This window comes from Leisingera sp. ANG-M6 (assembly GCF_000813905.1).
Lineage (GTDB): Bacteria > Pseudomonadota > Alphaproteobacteria > Rhodobacterales > Rhodobacteraceae > Leisingera.
The window spans coordinates 1-23,245 of sequence record NZ_JWLG01000021.1; the positions used below are offsets into that span (position 1 = coordinate 1).

At 61.8% G+C, this 23,245-nt stretch carries 23 protein-coding genes; 12 read left to right on the top strand and 11 right to left on the bottom strand.

Going from position 1 to position 23,245, the window contains the following annotated elements:
- A partial coding sequence (locus RA24_RS22680) for a hypothetical protein (RefSeq protein WP_206540667.1) occupies positions 1-496 on the top strand: 496 nt, incomplete at its 5' end.
- Positions 497-765: 269 nt separating this feature from the next.
- Positions 766-1,131: a hypothetical protein gene (locus RA24_RS18285; protein ID WP_052257645.1), complete on the top strand. Its 366-nt coding sequence runs from the start codon at positions 766-768 to the stop codon at positions 1,129-1,131.
- A gap of 55 nt (positions 1,132-1,186) precedes the next feature.
- Here the strand turns inward: RA24_RS18285 and RA24_RS18290 are convergent, their stop codons facing one another.
- The 3 genes from RA24_RS18290 to RA24_RS18300 all read right to left on the bottom strand — a co-directional run bounded on the left by RA24_RS18290 (position 1,187) and on the right by RA24_RS18300 (position 2,876).
- On the bottom strand, positions 1,187-1,537 hold the full coding sequence (locus RA24_RS18290) for a RidA family protein (RefSeq protein ID WP_019296715.1): 351 nt from the start codon (positions 1,535-1,537) through the stop codon (positions 1,187-1,189).
- 45 nt (positions 1,538-1,582) lie between these two features.
- Positions 1,583-1,927: a hypothetical protein gene (locus RA24_RS18295; protein ID WP_019296716.1), complete on the bottom strand. Its 345-nt coding sequence runs from the start codon at positions 1,925-1,927 to the stop codon at positions 1,583-1,585.
- A 76-nt stretch (positions 1,928-2,003) separates the two neighbouring features.
- Positions 2,004-2,876, bottom strand: coding sequence for a MurR/RpiR family transcriptional regulator (locus tag RA24_RS18300; protein ID WP_019296717.1), 873 nt, complete (start codon positions 2,874-2,876; stop codon positions 2,004-2,006).
- Between the two features lie 153 nt (positions 2,877-3,029).
- Between RA24_RS18300 and RA24_RS18305 the strand changes: the two genes are divergently transcribed.
- The 7 genes from RA24_RS18305 (at position 3,030) to RA24_RS18335 (ending at position 11,145) form a co-directional block, all read left to right on the top strand.
- Entirely contained in the window at positions 3,030-3,815 is a 786-nt protein-coding gene (locus RA24_RS18305; protein ID WP_019296718.1) for an N-formylglutamate amidohydrolase, read from the top strand.
- Positions 3,808-4,404: a TRAP transporter small permease subunit gene (locus tag RA24_RS18310; protein ID WP_039149163.1), complete on the top strand. Its 597-nt coding sequence runs from the start codon at positions 3,808-3,810 to the stop codon at positions 4,402-4,404. Before RA24_RS18305 ends, RA24_RS18310 begins: the two co-directional genes overlap by 8 nt.
- Positions 4,404-5,906: a TRAP transporter large permease gene (locus RA24_RS18315; protein WP_039149166.1), complete on the top strand. Its 1,503-nt coding sequence runs from the start codon at positions 4,404-4,406 to the stop codon at positions 5,904-5,906. Before RA24_RS18310 ends, RA24_RS18315 begins: the two co-directional genes overlap by 1 nt.
- A 51-nt stretch (positions 5,907-5,957) precedes the next feature.
- The gene (locus RA24_RS18320; RefSeq protein ID WP_039193399.1) at positions 5,958-6,992 is read left to right on the top strand and encodes a TRAP transporter substrate-binding protein; all 1,035 of its coding nucleotides are present in this window, start codon (positions 5,958-5,960) and stop codon (positions 6,990-6,992) included.
- 116 nt (positions 6,993-7,108) lie between these two features.
- Positions 7,109-8,461 carry a glutamine synthetase family protein gene (locus RA24_RS18325; protein WP_039193401.1) on the top strand — a complete coding sequence of 451 codons (1,353 nt, stop codon included), beginning with the start codon at positions 7,109-7,111 and terminating at the stop codon, positions 8,459-8,461.
- Between the two features lie 91 nt (positions 8,462-8,552).
- A complete protein-coding gene (locus RA24_RS18330; RefSeq protein ID WP_039149172.1) occupies positions 8,553-9,935 on the top strand; it encodes an aldehyde dehydrogenase family protein in 1,383 nt (460 codons plus the stop codon).
- Between the two features lie 64 nt (positions 9,936-9,999).
- A complete protein-coding gene (locus tag RA24_RS18335) occupies positions 10,000-11,145 on the top strand; it encodes an iron-containing alcohol dehydrogenase (RefSeq protein WP_019296724.1) in 1,146 nt (381 codons plus the stop codon).
- A 69-nt stretch (positions 11,146-11,214) separates the two neighbouring features.
- Here the strand turns inward: RA24_RS18335 and RA24_RS18340 are convergent, their stop codons facing one another.
- Both RA24_RS18340 and RA24_RS18345 read right to left on the bottom strand, forming a co-directional pair.
- Entirely contained in the window at positions 11,215-11,430 is a 216-nt protein-coding gene (locus RA24_RS18340; RefSeq protein WP_019296725.1) for a hypothetical protein, read from the bottom strand.
- A gap of 147 nt (positions 11,431-11,577) precedes the next feature.
- The gene (locus tag RA24_RS18345) at positions 11,578-12,582 is read right to left on the bottom strand and encodes a LacI family DNA-binding transcriptional regulator (RefSeq protein WP_019296726.1); all 1,005 of its coding nucleotides are present in this window, start codon (positions 12,580-12,582) and stop codon (positions 11,578-11,580) included.
- Positions 12,583-12,726: 144 nt separating this feature from the next.
- Here RA24_RS18345 and gap point away from each other — a divergent pair, with 144 nt between their 5' ends.
- Together gap and RA24_RS18355 are read left to right on the top strand one after the other, a co-directional pair.
- Entirely contained in the window at positions 12,727-13,755 is a 1,029-nt protein-coding gene (gene gap / locus RA24_RS18350) for a type I glyceraldehyde-3-phosphate dehydrogenase (protein ID WP_019296727.1), read from the top strand.
- A 235-nt stretch (positions 13,756-13,990) separates the two neighbouring features.
- Entirely contained in the window at positions 13,991-15,061 is a 1,071-nt protein-coding gene (locus RA24_RS18355; protein WP_039193403.1) for an Mrp/NBP35 family ATP-binding protein, read from the top strand.
- 206 nt (positions 15,062-15,267) lie between these two features.
- Here the strand turns inward: RA24_RS18355 and RA24_RS18360 are convergent, their stop codons facing one another.
- The 5 genes from RA24_RS18360 to phnC form a co-directional block, all read right to left on the bottom strand.
- Positions 15,268-15,882 (bottom strand): chloramphenicol acetyltransferase, encoded by a 615-nt coding sequence (locus RA24_RS18360; protein WP_019296729.1) that lies wholly within the window; start codon positions 15,880-15,882, stop codon positions 15,268-15,270.
- Between the two features lie 31 nt (positions 15,883-15,913).
- Positions 15,914-17,287, bottom strand: a complete 1,374-nt coding sequence (gene phnE / locus RA24_RS18365) for a phosphonate ABC transporter, permease protein PhnE (protein ID WP_039193405.1) — start codon at positions 17,285-17,287, stop codon at positions 15,914-15,916.
- Positions 17,284-18,153 carry a phosphonate ABC transporter, permease protein PhnE gene (gene phnE / locus RA24_RS18370; RefSeq protein WP_039193407.1) on the bottom strand — a complete coding sequence of 290 codons (870 nt, stop codon included), beginning with the start codon at positions 18,151-18,153 and terminating at the stop codon, positions 17,284-17,286. Before phnE (RA24_RS18370) ends, phnE (RA24_RS18365) begins: the two co-directional genes overlap by 4 nt.
- 115 nt (positions 18,154-18,268) lie before the next feature.
- Complete coding sequence (phnD, locus tag RA24_RS18375; protein ID WP_039149185.1) at positions 18,269-19,171, bottom strand: phosphonate ABC transporter substrate-binding protein; 903 nt, start codon at positions 19,169-19,171, stop codon at positions 18,269-18,271.
- Positions 19,172-19,235: 64 nt separating this feature from the next.
- A complete protein-coding gene (gene phnC / locus RA24_RS18380) occupies positions 19,236-20,054 on the bottom strand; it encodes a phosphonate ABC transporter ATP-binding protein (protein WP_039136719.1) in 819 nt (272 codons plus the stop codon).
- Positions 20,055-20,269: 215 nt separating this feature from the next.
- Between phnC and rpe the strand changes: the two genes are divergently transcribed.
- Entirely contained in the window at positions 20,270-20,959 is a 690-nt protein-coding gene (gene rpe, locus RA24_RS18385; protein WP_039193478.1) for a ribulose-phosphate 3-epimerase, read from the top strand.
- Positions 20,960-21,141: 182 nt separating this feature from the next.
- Here rpe and RA24_RS18390 read toward each other — a convergent pair whose 3' ends face one another.
- Positions 21,142-23,232, bottom strand: a complete 2,091-nt coding sequence (locus RA24_RS18390) for a 3-hydroxyacyl-CoA dehydrogenase NAD-binding domain-containing protein (protein WP_039193409.1) — start codon at positions 23,230-23,232, stop codon at positions 21,142-21,144.
- Between the last annotated feature and the right edge of the window lie 13 nt (positions 23,233-23,245).

The following is a 23,245-nucleotide window of genomic DNA, read 5'->3' on the forward strand; positions in this document are numbered from 1 at the left end:
CAACCGTCTCTCCGGTCCGTTTCCCGTCCAACTCAGCGTCGCCGCCGCCCCGTCCGGTGTGTCTCAGCTGCGCCTCAGCGCCGCCGGTGAGGGGGCTTTTACGGATACCCCCGAACACCCGCAACCCAAAAAACGCAAAAAACAGAACTTTCCAAAAAGAAAAATCACAAATCAAACAATATCAACAACTTACACAACAACAAAGTCAGCAACACTGACCAAAAACCCAAAGCCCGCTCAAACCCAGGACCAACCCAATCACACCAAAACCCCGCCAGAAACCACTTACCCACAGACTCAACAAACATATCCACAAAACCAAAACCAGGAATCGAAAGTTCAGAGCCGAAGCCCCTCTTCCGCACTGCTTCACTTCGGCCAGTCCAGCCCGGAAGCCCCAACCGGAAGCGCTCCGCTGCCCTTTCCGCAGCCGCAGCCGGAGTTTCGCAGTTGCCAAGACGGCCTAGACGCCACGAGCGGCCCCATTGCTCATTAAAACCAGGCCAGCGCAGATCTGGCGGATACAGCAGGTGGCAAGCTCCGGTCGCAGGTAAAGACACCGCGAGCCGGCCTGTATCCAGCGAAGCTGGCAATACCGATCGCCTTGGCTTCGGACTGTAACTTAAGGACCGAGAGAACGGGACCAAAGATGTCCTCGCTTGCGGAACTACCGTGGGGCGCACCGACATCATGCGGCATTTCGACAAGGCGGAAGTGGGCGCTGAAGGCGGGCTGATGCAGCTGGGCACGCTGTAAGGCAATCAGGTGGCGGCGGTTGCGAGCCTGAAAACCATGGAAGTTTTGCGCGGCGAAGGTACCTATGACCAGCTGAACCGCATCGGCCAAAGGCTGATGCAGATGACCGTTGCAGCATTGGAAGAAGCCGGGGTCCCGTTCCAGATCGCAGGTGAACCAGCAGTGTACGAGGTCGTTTTCACAGATTCCAAAGTATGCGATTACCGGGACACCCAGGCCGGAAAAGCCGAACGCACCAAGCGCCAAAACGAGGTGCTGCGCCAGGAAGGCATCTTCAAATCGCCGGGCAAGACCTACCCCAGCCTGGCGCTGACAGACGAGGATCTGGAACAGACCGAAGCGGCCATTAGGAAGGCTGCCGCGGCTCTGGACTAAATATCAGGAAAAGGCGGGCTGCCTGCCCGCCTTTCCCATACCAGCCAAGGCTAACTTAGGCTTTGGCCGCGGTTACGATCAGTTCCACCAGGAAATCCTCGCGGGCCAGCTTCGCTTCGCCGCAGGCGCGCGCCGGGGCATGGCCCTCTGCCACCCAGGCATCCCAGACCGCGTTCATCTCAGCAAAATCCCTCATGTCAGACAGCCAGATAACCGTCTGAAGGATTCTGGTCTTGTCACTGCCCGCCTCCGCCAGCAGCGCGTCGATCTTGTCCAGGCAATCCTGGGTCTGCTGCGCCACACTGGCGCCTGCGGTGCCGACCTGCCCTGCAAGATAGATGGTATCGCCATGGGTCACGATCTGGCTCATGCGCTGGGTGGTGTGGCTGCGGGTAATTTCAGACATCTCTTTTTCCTCGGAATAACTGCTGCGGGGGGGGGCACTGCGGCCTTACTGGGACAGCAGCCACTTGCCTTCGGAAAGGCAGAATTTCCGGCGGGCCTGCTTTGGCGTCTGATCGTCTTTGACAAAGGCCTGGTGCTGCAAAAGAACGCAGTCGCCTTCCTTGCCCGCCACCTGAACCTCGCCGTGCGCGCCGCTGTCCGGGTTGCTCCACTTGGCCCGTTTACCGCCCTGTGCCTCAGCCAGCAGGGATTGCTCCGCCTGCCGCATGATGTTGGTGTCCTGCGGTGTCAGCCCGGACTTGGCCAGGATACGGCTGAGCGGATTGGCAGCTGCGGGCGAGGCAATCACTGCTGCCACCGCGGCAGCTGTCAGAATTCCGGAAAAACGCATGTGAATACTCCTGCCTGAATGAAACCGGCTATACCATCAGTAAGGCGCAACCGGCGAGCAATGTCCATGCGGCGGATCAGGAGAACTTGCGGAACAGCCGGGTCATATCGAACAGCTCATCCAGCCGGTCATAGCGGTCCTTGGTCTTGTCCCAGCTCTCCTCCTGGGTGGCGGCAATCATCGCCTCCAGCAGCATCATGGTGGAGATGTTGGAGTCCCAGGCCGAGGGGATTTCGACCCAGCAGTTGAAGGTGTGCTCGGCTACCGACGCAATCGGGCTGGCCCATTGATCGGTGATCAGCACGATCTTCACCCCGCGCTCCGAGGCCAGCTCGGCCAATCTTTGCAGGTTGGTCTCATAGCGGCGCACGTCGAACATCAGGAGCGTATCGCCCTCAACCATGTCCAGAACGTAATGCGGCCAGGTGGCGGATGAGGACGTCATATGGGTGACCCGCTGCCGGATCGCCTGGAAGTGGGTGAAGGCATAATCCGCCAGCGCCCGGGTGATGCGCCCGCCCACAACGTAAAGCCGCCCCTCAGTGTTGGCCAGCTGATGCACCGCGGCGTCGAAATGGGCGGAGTCGATGTTGGAGAACGTCTGCTGCAGGTTGTCAGTCACCGCCTGTGCAAATCTGTTCAGCAGGTGGCCTTCGGGCGCCTCAGAGGCCCAGTTGTCGCGCCGCTTGGTGGGACCGGAAACCTTGGCCTCCAGCTCCTTAAGCAGGGCCTGATGAAACTGCGGATACCCTTTGAACCCCAGTTTCTGCACCATCCGGGCCACCGTCGGCGTGGACACTTCAGCATTCCCGGCGACGATGGTGATCGAGGCCAGCCCGGCCGCAGGATAGTTTTCCAGCAGCAAGTTCGCGAACTTTCGTTCGGATTGAGTGAGCGAGGAATAGTTTTCGCGGATCAATTCGCGAACGGTGGCAGGAGGTTTCGACAACGGCGCAATCCTGTTTTTGAACAGACACTTTCTACCCCGGAACCGGCCTGAAAAGAAAGTTTCAGGAATCCCTGTCCGGAACCGATCATGAAAAGATATTGACACAAATATCTCTTCATGGAAACATTTTTCCAATTCGCAGGGAGGCGGCGCATGCACGAGAGTGATTCTCACACTCAGAAGGACGCGGTGGAGGTGGTGAACCGTAACGGCACCAGCCCGGTCCTGCTTCTGTGCGAGCATGCCTCCAGCAATATCCCCGCCCGTTATGACGGGCTGGGCCTGCGCGAGGCCGACCGGCTGAGCCATGCCGCATGGGACCCAGGCGCGCGGGCCGTGGCCCTGCATATGTCCAAAGTGCTGGATGCCCCGATGGTTGCCAGCACCGTGTCGCGGCTGGTCTACGACTGCAACCGCCCGCCAGAGGCCTCCAGCGCAATGCCGGGGAAATCCGAACTGGTGGAAATTCCCGGCAACAAGGGACTGACCGCAGAACAGCGCCTGGAACGGGTTGAAACGGTTTATGACCCCTTCTGCGCTGCCGTTTCTGAGGTGATCAAGGCCCGCAAAGAATCCGGGCTGCAGACTGTTCTGGTCACGATGCACAGCTTTACGCCAGTCTATTTCGGCAAGCAGCGCGCGGTGGAGATCGGCATCCTGCACGATGACGACAGCCGCCTGGCAGACGCGATGCTGGCAGAGGCCCCTGCCCTGCCGCACCGCCGGGTTGAACGAAACGAGCCCTATGGCCCGGCTGACGGCGTCACCCATTCATTGAAAATCCACGGGCTGGCGCATGGGCTGGCCAATGTAATGATCGAGATCCGCAATGATCTGGTGGCGTCACCAGAAGAAGAAGAGGCCATGGCAGAAGAAATGCTGACATTGCTGCGCCCAGCCCTGGCCGCGCTGACGGCAGAGGGAGGGCCAGATGCCTAGAATTATCCGGGCTTACGTCCGCGGCATCGACGCGATGAACCGCGCCATTGGCCGCTTTGCCATGTATCTGATCTTTGCTCTGATCGGGGTGCTTCTGTGGTCCTCGGTCTCCAAGACGTTTTTCAACCCGTCGCTCTGGACGCTGGAGACCGCGCAATTCGTGATGGTCGCCTATTACATTCTGGGCGGCCCTTACTCGATGCAGCTTGGGTCAAACGTACGGATGGACCTGTTCTACGGGGCCTGGTCCACGAAGACCAAGGCAATGGTCGATGCTTTCACCGTGCTGTTCCTGATCGCCTATCTGGTGATCCTGATGTACGGCGCTCTCAGCTCAACCGCCTATTCCCTCGGCTATTTCGGGCTGGAACCGCTGCAGTTCTTCTGGGACCTGCTGAAAACGCTGCTGAGCGAAGGCCCCGCCGCCGCAGGCGAAAAACTCGGCTATCTGGAGCGCAGTTCCACCGCCTGGCGCCCCTTCTTGTGGCCCGTCAAAACCATCCTTTGCTTCGGCGTATTCCTGATGCTGCTGCAATGCCTTGCCGAACTGTTCCGGGATATCGGACGCCTGCGCGGAGTTGAAATCTGATGTCCTACGAATGGATCGCCATCGTGATGTTTGCCGGCATGATGCTCATGCTGATGACCGGCCAGAGGGTATTTGGCGCCATCGGCTTTGTCGGCGCGGTTGCGGGCATGCTCCTGTGGGGCACCGGCGGGGTAGAGATCCCCTTCTCCGCCGCCATGAAGCTGATGAAGTGGTATCCCTTGCTGACACTGCCGATGTTCATCTTCATGGGCTACGTGCTGTCGGAGTCGAAAATCGCCGACGATCTCTACAGGATGTTCCACGTCTGGATGGGGCCGGTTAAGGGCGGTTTGGCCATCGGTACTATCGGCCTGATGGTTCTGATCTCAGCCATGAACGGCCTGTCGGTTGCTGGCATGGCCATTGGTGCGACCATTGCGCTGCCGGAACTCTTACGCCGCGGCTATGACAAGATCCTGGTGACCGGTACCATTCAGGCGGGCTCCTCACTGGGTATCCTGGTGCCGCCTTCGGTGGTGCTGGTGCTCTATGCGATGATCGCGCGCCAGCCCGTGGGGCAGCTGTGGCTGGCTGGTGTGATCCCGGGCTTGCTGATGGCCACCATGTTCATCATCTACATCTACGTCCGCGCCCGGATGCAGCCGAACCTCGGCCCGGCAATGCACCCTGAAGATCTGGCTGAGTACGAACAAGTCACCGACCATCCGCTGCGCCTGAACTACATCGTGCTGGGTGCGCTGGTGCTGGTTCCGCTCTTGATCCTGTCCGGTGCTATGGAAACCAAGTCCGCGCTTGGCGTGGCACTGGCGCTCGGCCTCCTCTCCTTCCTGACCCGCAAAAACGCGATGTTCTACAAGGACGTTTTCATGAAGGAGAAGTACCGCCTGCTGTTCTCCGGCGTGCTGCCGCTGGCGATCTTTGCCGCGATGATGGTGCCCTTTGTGAACGGCTGGACCTCTCTGGTGGAAAGCTCTGCCATCGGCGCCATGACCGCCTTCATCGCGGCGGTGCTGAAGGGGCGGATGACCAAAGAGGTGTTCGAAACCTCAGTGCGCTCGACGCTTGGCATCTCCTGCATGTTCATGTGGATCATCCTCGCAGCCCTGGCCTTCGGCGCCATTTTTGACGGCCTAGGTGCAGTCAAGGCAATTGAGGACCTGTTCACCACCAAACTGGGTCTCAGCCCCTGGATGATCCTGATCCTGATGCAGCTGAGCTTTATCGTGATGGGCACCTTCCTGGATGACACCGCGATGCTGGTGATCGTGGCGCCGCTCTATGTGCCGCTGGTGGGGGCGCTTGGCTTCGACCTGATCTGGTACGGGGTGCTTTACACCATCACCACCCAGATCGCCTATATGACGCCGCCGTTTGGCTACAACCTGTTCCTGATGCGCGCCATGGCGCCGCCGGAGATCGGACTGAAGGACATCTATGTCTCGATCATCCCCTTTGCCGCAGTGATGGTGCTGGCGCTCGCCCTGATCATGATCTTCCCGCAAATCGCCCTGTGGCTGCCGGAATATGTCTACGGAAAATAACCAAGGAGAGTCCTGCCAAGGGGCCGGATGTTTCAACAAGGAGTGAGAATTATGACAACAAGACGTAAGTTTCTTCAGTCCGCCGGCGTTGGCGCCATGACGGCACCGCTGGCCACCCCGGCGCTGGCCCAGTCCACCATCAAGTGGCGGATGCAGACCTATGCAGGTGCTGCGCTGGCCGAGCATGTGGTGAAACCCGCCATCGATATGTTCAACAAGATCGCCGGCGACCGGATGCAGATCGAGCTATACTATGCCGACCAGCTGGTTCCCACGGGCGAGCTGTTCCGCGCCATGCAGCGCGGCACCATCGACGCGGTGCAGTCGGATGACGACTCGATGGCTTCGCCCACCGAAGTCACCGTGTTCGGCGGCTACTTCCCCTTTGCCTCCCGCTACTCGCTGGACGTTCCGGTGCTGTTCAACCAGTACGGCCTGAACGAGATCTGGGACGAGGAATACTCCAAGGTCGGCGTCAAGCACATCTCGGCCGGCGCCTGGGATCCATGCCACTTTGCCACCAAGGACCCGATCAACTCGCTGGCGGACCTGAAGGGCAAGCGCGTCTTCACCTTCCCGACCGCGGGCCGCTTCCTGGCCCAGTTCGGCGTGGTGCCGGTCACTCTGCCCTGGGAGGACATCGAAGTTGCGGTGCAGACCGGCGAGCTGGACGGCATCGCCTGGTCCGGCATAACCGAGGACTACACCGTCGGCTGGGCTGATGTGACCGACTACTTCCTGACCAACAACATCTCCGGCGCCTGGGCGGGGTCGTTCTTTGCCAACCAGGGCCGCTGGAACGAGCTTCCGGAAGATCTGCAGACCCTGTTCCGCGTCTGCTGCGACCAGTCGCATTATTACCGCCAGTGGTGGTACTGGGGCGGCGAAGCATCCTTGCGCGTGAACGGTGACAAGATGAAGCTGACCACCATTCCGGACAACGAGTGGCAGCAAGTGGAAGACGCGGCCGTGAAATTCTGGGATGAAATCGCGGCCGAGTCCGAAACCAAGGCGAAGGTTGTGGAGATCTTCAAGAAGTATAACGCTGACATGCAGAAGGCCGGCCGTCCCTACCGTTACGGCTGAGGCCAGCGCTGAAACATGGAATTTGGCCTGCGTCTAAGCGGGCCAAATTCCTTACTCAAGGAATTTGCCAAAACTTTTGAAGAAAAGTTTTGCGCGCAACAGACAAAGGGCCGCTCATGCTCTCCTTCGACACTCTTAAGGACCAGGTTGCCGATGGCACCGTAGACACCGTTCTGGTCTGCCTTGTGGACATGCAGGGCCGCCTGATGGGCAAGCGCTTCCACGCCAAGCATTTCGTGAATGGCGCCTGGGAGGAAACCCATTGCTGCAACTATCTGCTGGCCACCGACCTGGCGATGGCGACGCCGGACGGCTATGCCTCGACCAGCTGGGAACGCGGTTACGGCGATTATGTGATGAAGCCCGACCTCTCCACTCTGCGTCCGGTGCCGTGGCTGGAGGGCACCGTGATGGTGCTGTGCGACGTGCTGGACCACCACACCCACGAGGAAGTCTCCCACTCCCCCCGGGCGATCCTGAAGAAGCAGGTGAACCGGCTGAAGGCGATGGGCTACGACGCCATGTGCGCCACCGAGCTGGAGTTTTTCCTGTTCGCCAGGAGCTTTGACGAGATCCGCCGCTCGGGTTTCCGCGACCTCGAGCCGATCTCCGGCTACAACGAGGATTACAACATCCTGCAGACAACCCGCGAGGAGCATGTGATGCGCCCGATCCGCAACCACTTGTGGGATGCGGGGCTGCCGATCGAGAACTCCAAGGGAGAGGCCGAGACCGGCCAGGAAGAGCTGAACATCAAATACGCGGCGGCGATGGACACGGCAGAGTTCCACACCATTGCCAAACACGCGATCAAGGAAATCGCCGAGCAACAGGGCCACGCGGTGACCTTCCTTCCGAAGTGGAGTCACGACAAGGTCGGCTCCTCCTCCCATGTGCATCAGTCGCTGTGGCAGGACGGCAGCCCTGCGTTCTTTGACGAGAGCGACGAGCTGGGCATGTCCGCGCTGATGAAGAACTATATGGCGGGATTGCTGAAATACGCCCCCGACTACACCGCCTTCATGGCGCCCTATATCAACAGCTACAAGCGCTTCATGAAGGGCACATTTGCGCCGACCCGGATCATCTGGTCGGTGGACAACCGCACGGCGGGCTACCGGCTGTGCGGCGACGGGACCAAGGCAATCCGCGTCGAATGCCGCATTCCGGGCTCCGACATGAACCCCTATCTGGCGATGGCAGGCATGCTGGCGGCCGGCATTGCCGGCATCGAAGAAGGGCTGGAGCTGCAAGCCCCCACTCGGGGCGATGTTTACCAGGGCGATACCGGCATGATCCCGGGCACCCTGCGCGATGCGGCGGCGGCTCTTAAAGGCTCAGCAATGCTGCGCAAGGCCCTTGGCGATGATGTGGTCGACCACTACGTCCGCGCGGCGGAAGTGGAGATCGAGGATTTTGACCGGGTGGTTACCGATTACGAGATTGCGCGCGGGTTCGAGCGGGCATGATCCGGACGCGCCGGGGGCCAGCCCCCGGACCCCCGGAGTATTTTCGGAAAGATGAAGAGGGCTTTGCCCTTTCTGAATGGAGTGAATGGCAATGGGCCAGGTATTGAAATGCATCTCACCGGTTGACGGATCGGTCTTTGCGGAACGCGAAGTGCTGTCGCGCGAGGACGCGTTTGCAGCGGCGGAACGGGCACGGGCAGCGCAGACAGCCTGGGCGGAACGGCCCTTGCAGGAGCGCATTGAACTGGTGATGGCAGGCGTGGCCGCCGTCGGTGCGATGAACGATAAAATCGTGCCGGAACTGGCGCATATGATGGGCCGGCCGGTGCGTTACGGCGGCGAGTTTGGCGGTTTTAACGAGCGCGCAGGCCACATGGCAAAGATCGCTGCAGAGTCGCTGGCGGATATTGAGGTCGGCGAGGACGCAACCTTCAAGCGCTACATCAAGCGTATTCCGCATGGGGTGGTCTTTGTGGTCGCCCCCTGGAACTACCCCTATATGACCGCAATCAACACCGTGGCACCGGCACTGATTGCCGGTAACACCGTGGTTCTTAAGCACGCGACCCAGACCCTCCTGGTGGGCGAGCGCATGGCGCAGGCCTTCCATTCCGCAGGGGTCCCCGCAGACGTGTTCCAGAATGTCTTCTTGGATCACGGCACCACCTCGGAGCTGATTGCCGCCAAGGCCTTCAACTTCGTGAACTTTACCGGATCGGTTGGCGGCGGCCAGGCGATGGAGCGCGCGGCAGCCGGCACCTTCACTGGCGTTGGCACCGAGCTGGGCGGCAAGGACCCGGGCTATGTCATGGAAGACGCCGATCTGGACGCCGCGGTGGACACGCTGATTGACGGCGCCATGTTCAACTCCGGCCAATGCTGCTGCGGCATCGAGCGGATCTATGTGCACGAAAGCCTGTTTGACGCCTTCCTGGAGAAAGCGATTGCCATCGTGAAGGGCTACAAGCTGGGCAACCCGCTTGATGCGGAGACCACCATCGGCCCGATGGCCAATGTGCGTTTTGCCAGCGAGGTGCGCGGCCAGATCGCCGAGGCGGTTGAGGAGGGCGCGGTGGCCCATATCGGGACCTTTTCCGAGGATGACGGCGGCGCCTATCTGACGCCGCAAATCCTGACCAACGTGTCTCACGACATGCGGGTGATGCGGGAGGAAAGCTTTGGCCCGGTTGTCGGCATCATGAAGGTCTCCTCGGATGAGGAAGCCATCCGGCTGATGAATGACAGCGACTTCGGCCTCACCGCCTCGCTCTGGACCAGAGATGTGGAGCGGGCGCAAGCCGTGGGGGACCGGATCGAGACCGGCACTGTCTTCATGAACCGCGCCGACTACCTGGATCCGGGCCTGTGCTGGACCGGCTGCAAGGACACCGGCCGCGGCGGCGGGCTCTCGGTCATCGGCTATCACAATCTGACCCGTCCGAAATCCTATCACCTGAAAAAGGTCACCGGCTGACGGACGGCCCCGCCCGCCCCGTTTCTCCTCCCGGGGCGGGCCACTTGCATCAAAGGAACACATCATGTCTCTCGTTGGAAACTGGTCCTACCCGACCGCAATCAAGTTCGGCGCAGGCCGGATCAAGGAACTGGCGGATGCCTGTGCCGCCGCCGGCATCACGCGCCCGCTGCTGGTCACCGACAAAGGCCTGGCCGATCTGCCGGTCACCCAAGGCACACTCGACATTCTGGAGGCCGCAGGCCTGGGCCGCGCCATGTTCTCCGAGGTCGATCCGAACCCGAATGAGAAGAACCTGGACGCCGGCGTTGCCGCCTACAATGCGGGTGGCCATGACGGGGTGATCGCCTTTGGCGGCGGCTCCGGCCTGGACTTGGGTAAGATGGTCGCCTTCATGGCAGGGCAGACCCGTCCGGTTTGGGATTTTGAGGATATCGGCGACTGGTGGACCCGCGCCGACGCCGATGCCATTGCGCCGATCATCGCAGTGCCGACCACCGCTGGCACGGGTTCCGAAGTGGGCCGCGCCTCGGTGATCACCGACAGCGTCACCCACCAGAAGAAGATCATCTTCCACCCCAAGGTGCTGCCCGCGGTGGTGATCTGCGATCCAGAGCTGACCGTCGGCATGCCCAAGTTCATCACTGCAGGCACCGGACTGGATGCATTTGCTCATTGCGTCGAGGCGTTCAGCAGCCCCCATTATCACCCGATGTCCCAAGGCATTGCGCTGGAGGGCATGCGCCTGGTCAAGGACTACCTCCCGCGCGCCTATGCCGACGGCACCGACATCGAGGCCCGCGCGCAGATGATGTCGGCGGCTGCAATGGGCGCCACCGCCTTCCAGAAGGGCCTCGGCGCGATCCACGCGATGAGCCACCCGATCGGCGCGCATTTCAACACCCACCACGGCACCACCAACGCGGTCTGCATGCCCGCGGTGCTGGAGTTCAATGCCGCTGCGATTGCGGACCGGTTCAAAATGGCGGCGGCTTACTTGGGCATTGATGGCGGCTTCGACGGGTTCCGCAGCTTCGTGCAGGAGCTGAACGACTCCTTGGGCATCCCGCGCGGTCTCTCAGACCTGGGCGTAACCGAAGCGGCCATCCCCGAGCTGGTCAAGGGGGCCATCATTGACCCCTCTTGCGGCGGCAACCCGATTGAGCTGACCGAGGAAAATCTTACCCAGCTTTTCAAGGCTGCGATGTGAACTTAAGCCATATCACAGGCTACGGCGCTCTCCGTCCCGCGGGGAGCGCTTTTTCTTTTGGCAGAGGCTTCACCCGCTGACATAAACCTTGTCCTTCGGGTAATAGAATATCTTTTGGTTATGCAGTTGCCCCAGCAGGGCATGAACCCGGCGCAGGGTTTCCGCATCTGCGCTGCCCGCTGCGGGATGCGCTTCAGATAATGCATCCCGCGTGTGGCGCAACGAGGTTTCAATCAGGTCCATATCTTCGACCGAAAGCTCGAACATGTCGTTGTACTTAGGCATCTGCACTCCTTTAGCGGGCTGACCCGTGCTGCACTGGAACCATGTTCTCAGGTTGCCTCGGGGCGGCCGGTAAAGCTAGAAAAATCGCCGGGCGGCCCGGCAGGCCCGTACCCTTCCGAAGGAAATGCTTATGATTCCGGCGGTTGACTACAGCGTCTCACCCAGGCTGATTGCCGGTGCCAGGCGATTGAATACCAGCCCGTCTGTCCCGCCCGGCTCCCGCGATTTCAGAATGATCTGCGCCGCGCGTTCACCGATTTCATGGCGGCAGGCATCCGTCGTCGCCAGTTGCAGCGGCAAGCCCTGCAGGATTTGAAGATTATTGAAACCGGCCAAGGCGATATCACCGGGCACCGACAGGCCCGCGGCCAGGCAATGCATCAGCCCGCCAACGCTCATCACATCGCTGGAATAGTAAATGCACTCTAAATCCGGTCTGCGCGCCAGCATTTGCGCCGTCAGCTGGCGGCCGGTTTGGATTGCGCTTTCACCGGAGTAATGCTCAGTATCGCCGAGCGTCACACCCTGCGCCGCCAGCCCGTCCGTGAAGCCATCAAAGCGTTTCCTGGCACGAAAATCCTGCGGCATCTTGGTGCCGATGAAACCGATCTTGCGGTAGCCGCGGGCAAGGATCTGCTCTGCCATATCGCGGCCTGCCTGCAAATGCGAAATGCCGACGCAGTGGCGCACAGGGTCGCCGTCAACATCCATCACCTCCACCACCGGGCAGTCGGCCTGCTGCAGCATCCGGCGTGTTGCCTCGGTATGCTCCAGCCCGGCGACAATCAGACCGGAAGGGCGCCAGCTGAGCATCTCGCGGGTGACGCTTTCCTCTTCTTCAAGGTCGTAGCCGGAGACGCCAACGACGGGCTTCAGCGGACTGTCCTTCAAGACGGCAGAAATACCAGAGAGCACCTCCGGGAAAACAAAACTGTTCAGCGACGGCACCACCACCGCCACCAGATTGACCGACTGCGAGGACAGGGAACCGGCAATCCGGTTCGGAACATAACCGTGGGTCCGGGCAATTTCCTCGATCTTCGCCTTGGTCTTGGCTGATACATCCGGTGCCCCGCGCAAGGCACGGGACGCGGTCATCTCACTGACACCGGCCAGCTTGGCCACGTCTTTCAGAAGCAGTTTCTTGGTCATCCCCCCATGCTCCTGCAGTTTGCTGGCCACCGCAAGGGCTGCTCTGCCGGCGAGGGGCTTGATTTTCGCATTCGTTATCGCTATCGGTATCGCAACCGTTATCGCTACCGGATTGAACTCCGGTACACCAGCCGGAGATCAGAGATGACACTGAAAATTGCAATCAACGGATTCGGGCGGATTGGCCGCGGGGTACTGCGGGCGCTGCTGGAACGCGATGCCAGGGATATCGAGGTCGTGGCCATCAACGACCTGTCGCCGCCGGAAACGCTGGTGCATCTGCTGAAATACGACAGCGTGCACGGACGCCTGAAGACACCTGTGTTTCTGGCGGACGATCTGATCCGCGTCGGCCCTCATAGCATCCGCCTAAGCGCCTTCCGCAACCCGGAGGACCTTCCCTGGGAGGATGTGGACATCGCCTATGAGTGTACCGGCCTGTTCACCGCTCGTGACGATGCCGCCCGGCATCTGAAAAACGGCTCCAAGCGGGTTTTGATCTCCGCCCCCGGAAAGAATGCCGACCGGACTGTGGTCTTTGGTGTGAACCACATGGACCTGACGGCAGAGGATTTGATCGTTTCCAACGCCTCCTGCACCACCAACTGCCTGGCGCCGCTGGCCAAGGTGCTGGACGAGGCCTTTGGCATCAAAACCGGCTATATGACCACGATCCACGCCTATACCGGCGACCAGCCGACCCATGACACCAGCCACAAAGACCTCTACCGCGCGCGTGCCGCCGCGTTATCAATGATCCCCACCTCCACCGGAGCGGCCCGGGCAATTTCGGAGGTGCTGCCGCATCTGAATGGCCGCCTGGAAGGCTCTGCCATCCGGGTGCCCACTGCCAACGTTTCCGTTGTGGATCTGAGCTTTGTGCCGGAGCGCCCAGCCACAGTTGAAGCAGTCAATGCCGCAGTCAAAGCGGCTGCCACGAATGGGCTGGAGGGCATCCTTTCCTACGAGGATGACCCGCTTGTCTCCGTCGACTTCAACCACGACCCGCATTCCAGCTGCTTTGCCGCAGCGCAAACCGCTGTCACAGCGGAGGGGCTGGTGCGGGTGGTCAGCTGGTATGACAACGAATGGGGATTCTCTAACCGCATGGTGGACACCGGCCGCCGCATCGGCGCGGTGATGAACGCCGCCGAAGTGGCCTTAGCCAGCTGACGGGATCCTCCCGCCCGTCCTCGGCCCGATGGGCCTCCTCCCGTTGGGCCCAGCGCCGCGCTGACGCGCGGCGCTGCGGCGTTTACCGACAAGTGTCCGGTCTTGAACAAGGCCAGCCCGCAAAAAAGCTGACTCCAGGATGCGCTAAATCAAACTCCTGCCCGGGTATGGCTGGCAAGACCAGCCGAATTGCGCCAGAACAGGCGCAAGACATGACCAGCTACAGGAGACCGGCGTGACCGTCACCCGTGAAACCGTCCTTGAGGCGCTCAAATCCATCACCGACCCCGTCAGCGGCAGTGACATTGTCAGCGCAGGCATCGCCCGCGCAGTTACCGTCGAGGGCAGCACCGTCCGCTTTGTGCTGGAAATTGATCCCGGCAAGTCCGATGCCTACGGCCCGGTGCGCGATAAGGCAGATGCGGCCGTGGCGGCACTGCCCGGGGTGGAGAAGGTCTCTGCGATGCTCACCGCCCATTCGGAAAAGGCACCGCCGGACCTGAAACCGAAGAAAGCAGCCCAGCCGCAGCAGCAGGCGCCGCAGAAGGTGCCCGGCGTGGCCCGGATCCTCGCCGTGGCCTCGGGCAAGGGCGGCGTTGGCAAGTCCACCGTTTCCGCCAATCTCGCCTGCGCGCTGGCAATGCAAGGGCGCAAAGTGGGCCTGCTGGATGCCGACGTCTATGGCCCCTCGCAGCCCAAGATGCTGGGCGTCAGCGGCCGCCCCGCCAGCCCCGACGGCAAGACCATCCTGCCGCTGCGCAACCATGGGGTCACCATGATGTCGATGGGGCTGATGACCGGCGAGGATCAGGCGGTGATCTGGCGCGGACCGATGCTGATGGGCGCGCTGCAGCAGATGCTCTTGCAGGTGCAATGGGGTGATTTGGACGTGCTGATCGTCGACCTGCCGCCGGGAACCGGCGATGTGCAGATGACGCTGGCGCAGAAGACCCATGTGGACGGCGCCATCGTGGTCTCCACCCCTCAGGATGTGGCGCTGATCGACGCGCGCAAGGGCATCGACATGTTCCGCAAAATGAACGTGCCTGTACTGGGCATGATCGAGAACATGTCCATCCACATCTGCTCCAACTGCGGGCATGAAGAACATGTCTTCGGTCACGGCGGCGTCGCACTTGAGGCGCAAAAGCTGAACGTGCCGCTGCTGGGCGAGGTACCGCTGCATCTGGACGTGCGGCTGGCTGGTGACAACGGCACGCCCATCGTGGCAGCCAAGCCCGGCAGCCCCCAGGCCAAGGTGTTCCTCGACATCGCCACCCAACTGGTCGACGCAGGCGCCGCCTGACCCCTGACAGCCCCGGGCCATGGATCGCAAGGCGGCGGCGCGCTGCGCCGTTTACCCTTGAGGCGGGGCTGGCAGACCAAAAATAGAAAAAGCGCTTCAGGGCAAACCTGCCCCTGAAGCGCGTCGCCGCGCAGCGGCGCCACGCCCAACTGTGACGCACGTTCTGGGAATGTGCTGGAACAGGCGGTAGCTGCCCGCCTGCGGAATCAGGAATACTTCTCCAGGAACTCTTCGGCCCTCAAGCTACGGAAGTCCGGCAGCGCGGTCCGCAAGGCCTCGTGGTCCCAGTCCCACCACGCCAGGTCCAGCATCTGCCCGGCAACCGCCTCAGGGTACCGCCGGCGGATCACTTTGGCGGTATTCCCGCCAACAATGGTGTAGGGTGCCACGTCCTTGGTCACAATCGCGCCTGAGGCCACGACAGCGCCATGCCCGATGGTCACCTCAGGCTTGATCATTGCCCCATGGCCGATCCAGGTGTCATGGCCGATGCAGGCAGTTCGCCCGGCGCGGCGGTCAAACCACTCCGCGTCATCCTCCGCATCATCCCAGTAGCTTGCCGACCGGTAGAGGAAGTGGTGCAGAGACGCTTTCTCCATCGGATGGTCGGAGGCGCCGATCCGCACAAAGCTGGCAATATTGGCAAACCTGCCGATCTCTGCGTTGGCAATGTCACAGATCCGGTCGCAATAGCTGTAGTCGCCGACCACTGCGTTCGCCACCCGGCAGCCGGCGCCGATTTCGACATAGGCACCGAAACGGCTGCCAGTGATCGTGCAATCAGGGTGGATGAACGGTTCTTCGGCCTTCAACCGGGGCATTGTCAGTCCTCCTCAGCAAGCCGGGGCAAGGTCAGGGCAGCAGGAACGCCCCGCCCTCTTCCGGCTTCCGCGGCTTGCGCTTGGCCTTGCCGCCCTCGCCCTTGATCAGGCGGCGCCGCAGCCAGCCGGAGAACCAGTCCATCAGCATCACCATCAGGATGATCAAGGTGATGTAATAGGCCACTTCCTCCCAGTCCTTCTGGGTGATGATCGCCTGTGTCAGCAACAGGCCGATGCCGCCGCCGGTGATCGCACCGATAATGGTGGCTGACCGTGTGTTTGACTCCAAGAAATACAGCAGCTGGCTCAGCAGAACCGGCGTGATCTGCGGGATCACCCCGAAGCGGTAGCGCTGCACCGGCTTGGCTCCGGTTGAAGCCACGCCCTCGATCTGCTTCTGGTCAACGTTCTCCAGCGCCTCGGAGAAGATCTTACCGAAGGTGCCAGTGTCCGTCACCAGAATCGCCAGCGCGCCGGTCAGCGGCCCGGGGCCAAAGGCCCGCGCCAGCACCCCTGTCCAGATCAGCGAGTCGACGCCGCGCACGAAATCGAACACGCGGCGCATGGCAAAGCGGACGCTGCGCAAGGGCATGAAATTCCGGGTCGCCAGAAAGGCCAGAGGAAGCGCGATGATGCCTGCACCGATGGTGCCGAGGAAGGCCATCAGCAGGGTCTCAGCAATGGCCCAGGCCACATCCTGGTGGCGCCACATCTTATTGGTCCAGAACTCCTGGAAGATTGCGCCAGCCTCGCCAGTGGCAGCCCGCTGCACCAGCTCCCCTGCGCCCATGCCGTAGTACGGGCTGTCGAGGGTAAAGAAGAACAGCTCCCACCCCGCGAAATAGCGGAAAACTTCCGCCCGGTTGCGGGTCACGGTCAGGCGGCCCGCCTCCGTGGTGACGGCCAGGCGGTTCTTCGAAACACTGATCCACTCCGGCACATCACCGGCAGGCAGTTCCGCTTGCACGCCCGCGCTGCGGCTCGGCGTGGCGCGCACTGTGCCATAGCCGGGGATTTCATATGCGATGGTCTCCGGGCCGAAGGTGACCTTATGCCCAGCCTCCAGATCAATCACAGTGGTCTCGCCCAGGGCCACCCAGTCCGGTGACATGCCGTCGGGATAGGCGCCCTTGCGCTCGCCCTCGATGGCCACCGACACCTCACCGCTGCGGTTGTCTCGGGTGACATGGGTCTTGTAGCTGTAGCTGTCGCTGACCAGGGTCGTGGCGTTGTCCAGGCTGGCACGCTCCCACAGCCCCGGCATGTCGAAGACCACAAAGACATAGGCGAGATAGGCCAGCACCGCGGCGGGCAGGGCAAAATTCATCAGCCGCTTTTTCAGAAACAGCCGCGAGATGTCTGACTTCAGGTCAGCCGAAGTAAGGGTGGTGTCAAAAGTGGTCATGCCTTCGCTCCATGGGTCAGGCGGTCACGCAAGAGGCCGGACAGCTGGTCAACGGCCACTATGGTGACAAACAGAAGAAGGAAGATCGCGGCTGCCTCGTCATAGCGCCCCTGCCCCCAGGACATGGCGTTTTTCAGCTCGTAGCCGATACCGCCCGCACCGACAAAGCCGAGGATGGCAGAGGCCCGGATGTTGATCTCAAAGCGCAAGAGCGCGTAGCTCACATAATTCGGGCCAACCTGCGGGATCACCCCCAGCGTCATCCGCTGGGCCCAGGTGGCGCCGACAGAGGTGAGGCCTTCAACCTGTTTCAGCGAGGCGTTTTCATTCACCTCGGAAAACAGTTTGCCCAGCGCGCCGGCGGTGTGGATGGCAATCGCGATCATCGCAGGCACTGGCCCGCCGCCGAGCACAAATATCAGCACCAGCGCAATGACGATTTCCGGAATTGCCCGGCAGACATCGCTGATGCGGCGGAACAGCGGGATAAGCGCGGGCCAAGGCGCCATGCCGCGGGTCGCCAGCAGCGACAGCAGTGTGCCGAACACGGCCCCCACCAGGGTCGAAGCGGCGGCGATGTTCAATGTCTCCACCAGCGCCGGAAAGAAATGCACCACATGGCCCGGCAGTTGCGCCGCCTTTTCGGCGGCCTCCGCGAGAACTTCGGCAGGATAGTCGAAAATGCGGGTGAACCCGTCAGCAAAGGAGCCTGCGTTACGGGCATCCGCTGTGCGGAATCCAGACACCATTAGCGCCACAAAAACCGCCAGAAGAATACCGCCATAGAGCCGCTTGCGCTGGGTATGGGCGGTGTAGTGCTGCCGGATGTCCTCGATGCCCGGCCGGGCGGCTGTCAAATCTGCCATTTGGGGATCCTGATCTTCTAGGGATGGGTGTTACTGGGTCCATCCAGGAAATTGCGGGGCTCCAAGACCGGCCCGGAACCCCGCAGAGCACAACTAAATAAGTGCTGGGCTGAAATTACTGGGACTTCAGCTTGCGGGCCTCGATGATCACTTCGTAAGCGTCATGGGTGATCGGCATCAGACCTTTGGATTCGCCGCCCAGCACGTTATACATGCAGTCCGGGTCGATAGAGTTCATCGAGGCCAGCAATCCGGTCATTTTGACCTTCACATCTTCGGGCAGTTCGGTGCGCAGAACAAACGGGCCCTCCGGGATCGGCGCCGATTTCCAGATTTCCACCATGTCGTTCATATCGACCAGGCCGGCATCCACGGCGCGGCGCAGCGCGCCCGAATTGTAGCCGTCTTCCCATTCGCCCAGGCCGTCTGCCCAGCTGACGCCGCCATCCACGTCGCCGTTTGCTACGGCCACAATGGTCTGCTCATGGCCGCCAGTGAACTTCACTTCGCCGAAGTAGTCACCGGAGTCCATGGTCGCGCCAGTCACCTGCGGAATTTCGATCGACGGGATCAGGTAGCCGGAGGTGGAGTTCGGGTCGCCAAAGCCGAAAGTCTTGCCTTTCAGGTCTTCCAGGGTTTCGACACCGCTGTCTTTGCGGGCAAAGCCAATGGAGTAATAGCCATAGCTGCCATCGGTGTTCACCTTGACCAGCACCGGCTCAACAGCCTCAGGGTCAGAAAGGTAGGTCTTGGCATAGCCCGAAGCACCCAGCCACGCCATGTCGATGGTACCGCCCAGCAGGCCCTGGATCACGCCGTTATAGTCGGCAGGGGCAAACAGCTTGGTTTCAACGCCCAGCAATTCCTCGGTCTGTTCACGCAGGCATTCCTGCTTGCTCAAACGGTCCTGAGCGTTCTCTCCGCCCAGGATGCCGATGCGGAATTCCTTGATCTCTTCTGCCGCAACAGGGGCAGTCAGCGCGGTGGTTGCCAGAACGGCAGCAATCAGTTTCTTCATCTCATGTCTCTCCGGTTGGGTCCCGGCAGAGCAGCCCGCCGGGTCGATGAATTCAGGTTCGGGGTTATTCGGCGGGAATGGCGGTGCGCATCGCGTCCGTCTTTTCCAGCGTTTCGATCTCGGTTGAGGTGGCGGCCTCGGAAAATTCCTCTCCGGCGCCGTAAATCTCGCGGGCCACCCCGGTGGTCAGCTGCTCCGGAAGCCCGTCAAAGACGATGCGCCCGTCGCGCATCCCGACCACCCGGTCGCAATAGCGGCGCGCAGTGTCCAACGTGTGCAGGTTGGCAATCACGGTGCGCCCGTCTTCCTCGTGGATGCGGCGCAGCGCCTCCATCACGGTTTGGGCGTTCATCGGGTCCAGCGAGGCAATCGGCTCATCCGCCAGAATGATTTTCGGGTCCTGCATCAGCGCCCGGGCAATCGCCACCCGCTGCTGCTGGCCGCCCGACAGCGCCTCTGCCCGCTTGGCGGCATGTTCAGCAATTCCGAGCCGGTCGAGGATGTCGATCGCCGTGTGAATATCTGCCATCGGATAGAGGTTGAACAGCGTCGCCATCGCATTGCGGCGGTTCAATGTGCCGTGCAAAACGTTGGAAACAACGTCCATCCGCGGCACTAGGTTGAACTGCTGGAAAATCATCGCGCACTCGGACTGCCAGGCGCGCTTGCCCTTGCCCTTCAGTCCGGTAATTTCACGCCCCTCGAACAGGATGCGGCCGCCGCTGGCGTCTTCCAGCCGGTTCAGCATCCGCAGCAGAGTGGATTTACCTGCGCCGGAGCGGCCGATGATGCCGATCATGCAGGGCTTGTCGATGTCCAGCGTAGCGGTATCCACCGCGATCTTACCGCCGAACCGTTTGGTCAGTTTATCAATGCGCAGCACCGGGGCGCTCCCTTCTCGTTCGGGGATTGCCTACCGGCCCTGCTCAAAGCTCATGTGTCACTGCCGTGAAAGTTTTGTAACGCGACCCGGCGCAACCGGCAGGCGCAGCGCCCAAGGAAACGGACCCGATGCTTAATCTGCCCCTGTGCACAGCGGGCCGGACGGTCTATACGGCCTTCGACTCCTCATTTCCCTTTGCAAAAGGAAGCTGCCAGATGTCCTTTGACCGCAAGATCAAGATCGCACCCTCCATCCTGTCTGCCGATTTCGCCAATTTCGGGCAGGAGATCCAGGCGATCGAAACCCAAGGCGCCGACTGGGTGCATGTGGATGTGATGGATGGGCATTTTGTGCCGAACCTCACCTTCGGTCCGCAAGCCGTGAAGGCGTTCCGCCCGCATGTGAAGACCGTGATGGACGTGCACCTGATGATCGCGCCGGTCGATCCCTACATCAACGCCTACGCCGATGCCGGCGCCGATGTTCTAACCGCCCATATCGAGGCTGGCCCGCACATCCACCGCACCCTGCAGGCGATCCGCGGCGCGGGCATGAAGGCAGGTGTCGCACTGAACCCCGGCACCCCGGCAGAGGCCGTTGAGCACCTTCTGGACCTCACTGATCTGGTTTGCGTCATGACTGTGAACCCGGGCTTCGGCGGCCAGAAGTTCATCGACATGACCGCCAAGATCCGCCGCCTGCGGTCAATGATCGGCGACCGCCCGGTGCATATCGAGATCGACGGCGGTGTCGATCCCACCACCGCGCCGCTGGTGGCCGAAGCCGGCGCCGACGTGCTGGTCGCAGGCTCCGCCGTGTTCAAGGGAGGTTCGGTCAACACTCCGGAAGTCTACGGCGAGAACATCCGCAAGATCCGTGCCTCGACCGAAGGCACCTGGACCTGAGCACCGGACTCTCCCGCCAATCGCCGGGCGCATCCAAGATGCGCGGCTCTTGTTGGGCCAGGCGCCGCGCGTTCCGCGCGGCGCTTTTTTCGTGCTACGGTCAGCGTTTGCGCGTCCAGCCCGGCAACGCCGGGCCGCGCCCCGATGGCCCTCGACGGGCCGGAGGGGCGCCGCCCGCTTGCCTAGGCGCCTTTGTTCAGATCGCCGAAGGTTCTGCCCTCAGCCACCAAACGCTCCAGCAGCGGCGCCGGCTGCCAGAAGAATTCATCCTCAACCGCAAAAGACCGGATATCGGTCAGGATGCCGTCCAGCCCCTGCAGATCGGCCCATTTCAGCGGCCCACCCCAGAAGCGGGGGAAGCCGTAGCCGAACAGCATCACCATATCCACATCCAGCGGACGCCGGGCGATTCCCTCGCCCACCACCTTGGCGGCTTCGTTCACCATGGCGCACATGTAGCGGCGCAGTACCTCGGCATCACTAAACTCCCGCGGGGTGACACCCTGCTGCTCCTGGTCCCGGGCAATCAGCTCCGCCACCTCCGGGTTCGGGACGCCGCCGCGCTTGCCTTCCTCGTAGACATAAAAGCCCTTGCCGGTCTTCTGGCCGAAGTCACCGCCCTCGCAGAGCATCTCGTAGAACCGCGGCACCCTCTCACGCGGATCCCGCGTCGGCGCGCGGCGCTTGCGGGCCGCCCAGTTGATGTCCAACCCCGCCAAATCGCCCATCGCAAACGGTCCCATCGGGAAGCCGAAAGTGGTCACCACCTTGTCCACCTGGTAGGGCGAAGCGCCATCCAGCACCACATATTCCGCCGCCTTGCGGTAGGCGTTCATGATCCGGTTGCCGATGAAGCCGTCGCAGATGCCGGAACGGACCGCCACCTTCTTCAGCCGCTTTCCGAGAGCAAAGCCGGTGGCCAGAACCTCCGGCGCGGTTTTCTGAGCGACCACAACTTCCAAAAGCTTCATCACGTGGGCGGGGGAGAAGAAATGCAGCCCGATCACATCCTGCGGGCGGGAAGTTGCAACGGCGATCTCATCCACATCCAGATAGGAGGTATTGGTCGCCAGCACCGCCCCCTGCTTGCAATGCGCATCCAGCTTGCCGAAAACCTCGCGCTTGACGCCCATGTCCTCGAACACGGCCTCGACCACCAGATCCACCTGCCCCAGCGCGGCATAGTCCGTGGACACGGTCAGCGCCTCTCCGGTCAGCTGATCAAATTGCATCTGGGTGATCTTGCCCCGCTTCAGGGCGCCTTGTAGATTGCCTTCGATCCGGCCGCGCGCGGCGGCGACCCCCTTATCCGTCATCTCTATCAGCGCCACCGGCAACCCGGCCAGCAGCGCGGCTGTGGCGATGCCCGCCCCCATGGTGCCGCCGCCGATTACCCCCATGGCGGAAACGTCCCGCGGTTCAACGCCGTCCAGCTCCGGCAGCTTGCTGACCGCACGTTCCGAGAAGAAGGCATGGATCAGCCCCTGCCGCTGATCTGATTCCATCAGCTCTGTGAACAGCGCACGCTCGCGTTTGAGGCCCGCCTCAAAGCTCTCTGCTTCCACCGCTGCCTGAACCGCCCGCACCGCCGTCGCCGGAGAAAGCTGGCCGCGGCCCTTCTTCAGCGTCGCATCATAGACGGCATCGAATTCCACAGCTTCCGGCGCAGGCATTTCGCCTACAGCCCGGCGCGGCGCACCTGCATCCAGCAGTTCCTGCGCATAAGCCAGGCCGATTTCACGGGGTTCGCCGTCTGCAATACGGTCGATGATGCCCTTGTCCAGCGCCTCCGCCGCGCCAAAGTGGCGGCCCGAGGTGATCATCTCCAGCGCAGCCTCCGTTCCGGCCAGCCGCGGCAGCCGCTGGGTTCCGCCCGCACCGGGCAGAATGCCCAGGTTGACCTCGGGCAGCCCCATCTTTGCCGTAGGCACTGCAATCCGGTAGTGCGAGGACAAGGCCACCTCCAGCCCGCCGCCCAGCGCCGTGCCGTGCATGGCAGAGACCACGATCAGCGGTGAGGCTTCGATCCGGCTGCACAGACCCGGCAGGTAGGGGTCCTGCGGCGGCTTGCCGAATTCGCGAATATCGGCACCCGCAAAATAGGTCTTACCCTCGCCGTAAATCAGCACTGCCTTGGCACCCTCTTCTTCGGCACGCTCAATCCCGGCCAGCAGCCCTTTGCGCACATCAATGCCCAGCGCGTTCACAGGCGGGTTCTGCGCCTTCAGAACGGCAATATCGCCGACGCGCTCATATGCAATGGCTTCACTCATCCGGTCTTCCTCT

What these genes read in the sequence shown, in the direction of transcription:
- phnE (WP_039193405.1), bottom strand. Translation starts at nt 17,287, where the DNA reads ATGACCACTTTTGACACCACCCTTACTTCGGCTGACCTGAAGTCAGAC.
- RA24_RS18315 (WP_039149166.1), top strand. Translation starts at nt 4,404, where the DNA reads ATGTCCTACGAATGGATCGCCATCGTGATGTTTGCCGGCATGATGCTC.
- RA24_RS18340 (WP_019296725.1), bottom strand. Translation starts at nt 11,430, where the DNA reads ATGCCTAAGTACAACGACATGTTCGAGCTTTCGGTCGAAGATATGGAC.
- RA24_RS18320 (WP_039193399.1), top strand. Translation starts at nt 5,958, where the DNA reads ATGACAACAAGACGTAAGTTTCTTCAGTCCGCCGGCGTTGGCGCCATG.
- RA24_RS18305 (WP_019296718.1), top strand. Translation starts at nt 3,030, where the DNA reads ATGCACGAGAGTGATTCTCACACTCAGAAGGACGCGGTGGAGGTGGTG.
- RA24_RS18335 (WP_019296724.1), top strand. Translation starts at nt 10,000, where the DNA reads ATGTCTCTCGTTGGAAACTGGTCCTACCCGACCGCAATCAAGTTCGGC.
- RA24_RS18360 (WP_019296729.1), bottom strand. Translation starts at nt 15,882, where the DNA reads ATGCCCCGGTTGAAGGCCGAAGAACCGTTCATCCACCCTGATTGCACG.
- rpe (WP_039193478.1), top strand. Translation starts at nt 20,270, where the DNA reads ATGTCCTTTGACCGCAAGATCAAGATCGCACCCTCCATCCTGTCTGCC.
- phnE (WP_039193407.1), bottom strand. Translation starts at nt 18,153, where the DNA reads ATGGCAGATTTGACAGCCGCCCGGCCGGGCATCGAGGACATCCGGCAG.
- RA24_RS18390 (WP_039193409.1), bottom strand. Translation starts at nt 23,232, where the DNA reads ATGAGTGAAGCCATTGCATATGAGCGCGTCGGCGATATTGCCGTTCTG.
- RA24_RS18345 (WP_019296726.1), bottom strand. Translation starts at nt 12,582, where the DNA reads ATGACCAAGAAACTGCTTCTGAAAGACGTGGCCAAGCTGGCCGGTGTC.
- RA24_RS18325 (WP_039193401.1), top strand. Translation starts at nt 7,109, where the DNA reads ATGCTCTCCTTCGACACTCTTAAGGACCAGGTTGCCGATGGCACCGTA.
- gap (WP_019296727.1), top strand. Translation starts at nt 12,727, where the DNA reads ATGACACTGAAAATTGCAATCAACGGATTCGGGCGGATTGGCCGCGGG.
- RA24_RS18295 (WP_019296716.1), bottom strand. Translation starts at nt 1,927, where the DNA reads ATGCGTTTTTCCGGAATTCTGACAGCTGCCGCGGTGGCAGCAGTGATT.
- phnD (WP_039149185.1), bottom strand. Translation starts at nt 19,171, where the DNA reads ATGAAGAAACTGATTGCTGCCGTTCTGGCAACCACCGCGCTGACTGCC.
- RA24_RS18330 (WP_039149172.1), top strand. Translation starts at nt 8,553, where the DNA reads ATGGGCCAGGTATTGAAATGCATCTCACCGGTTGACGGATCGGTCTTT.
- RA24_RS18310 (WP_039149163.1), top strand. Translation starts at nt 3,808, where the DNA reads ATGCCTAGAATTATCCGGGCTTACGTCCGCGGCATCGACGCGATGAAC.
- RA24_RS18290 (WP_019296715.1), bottom strand. Translation starts at nt 1,537, where the DNA reads ATGTCTGAAATTACCCGCAGCCACACCACCCAGCGCATGAGCCAGATC.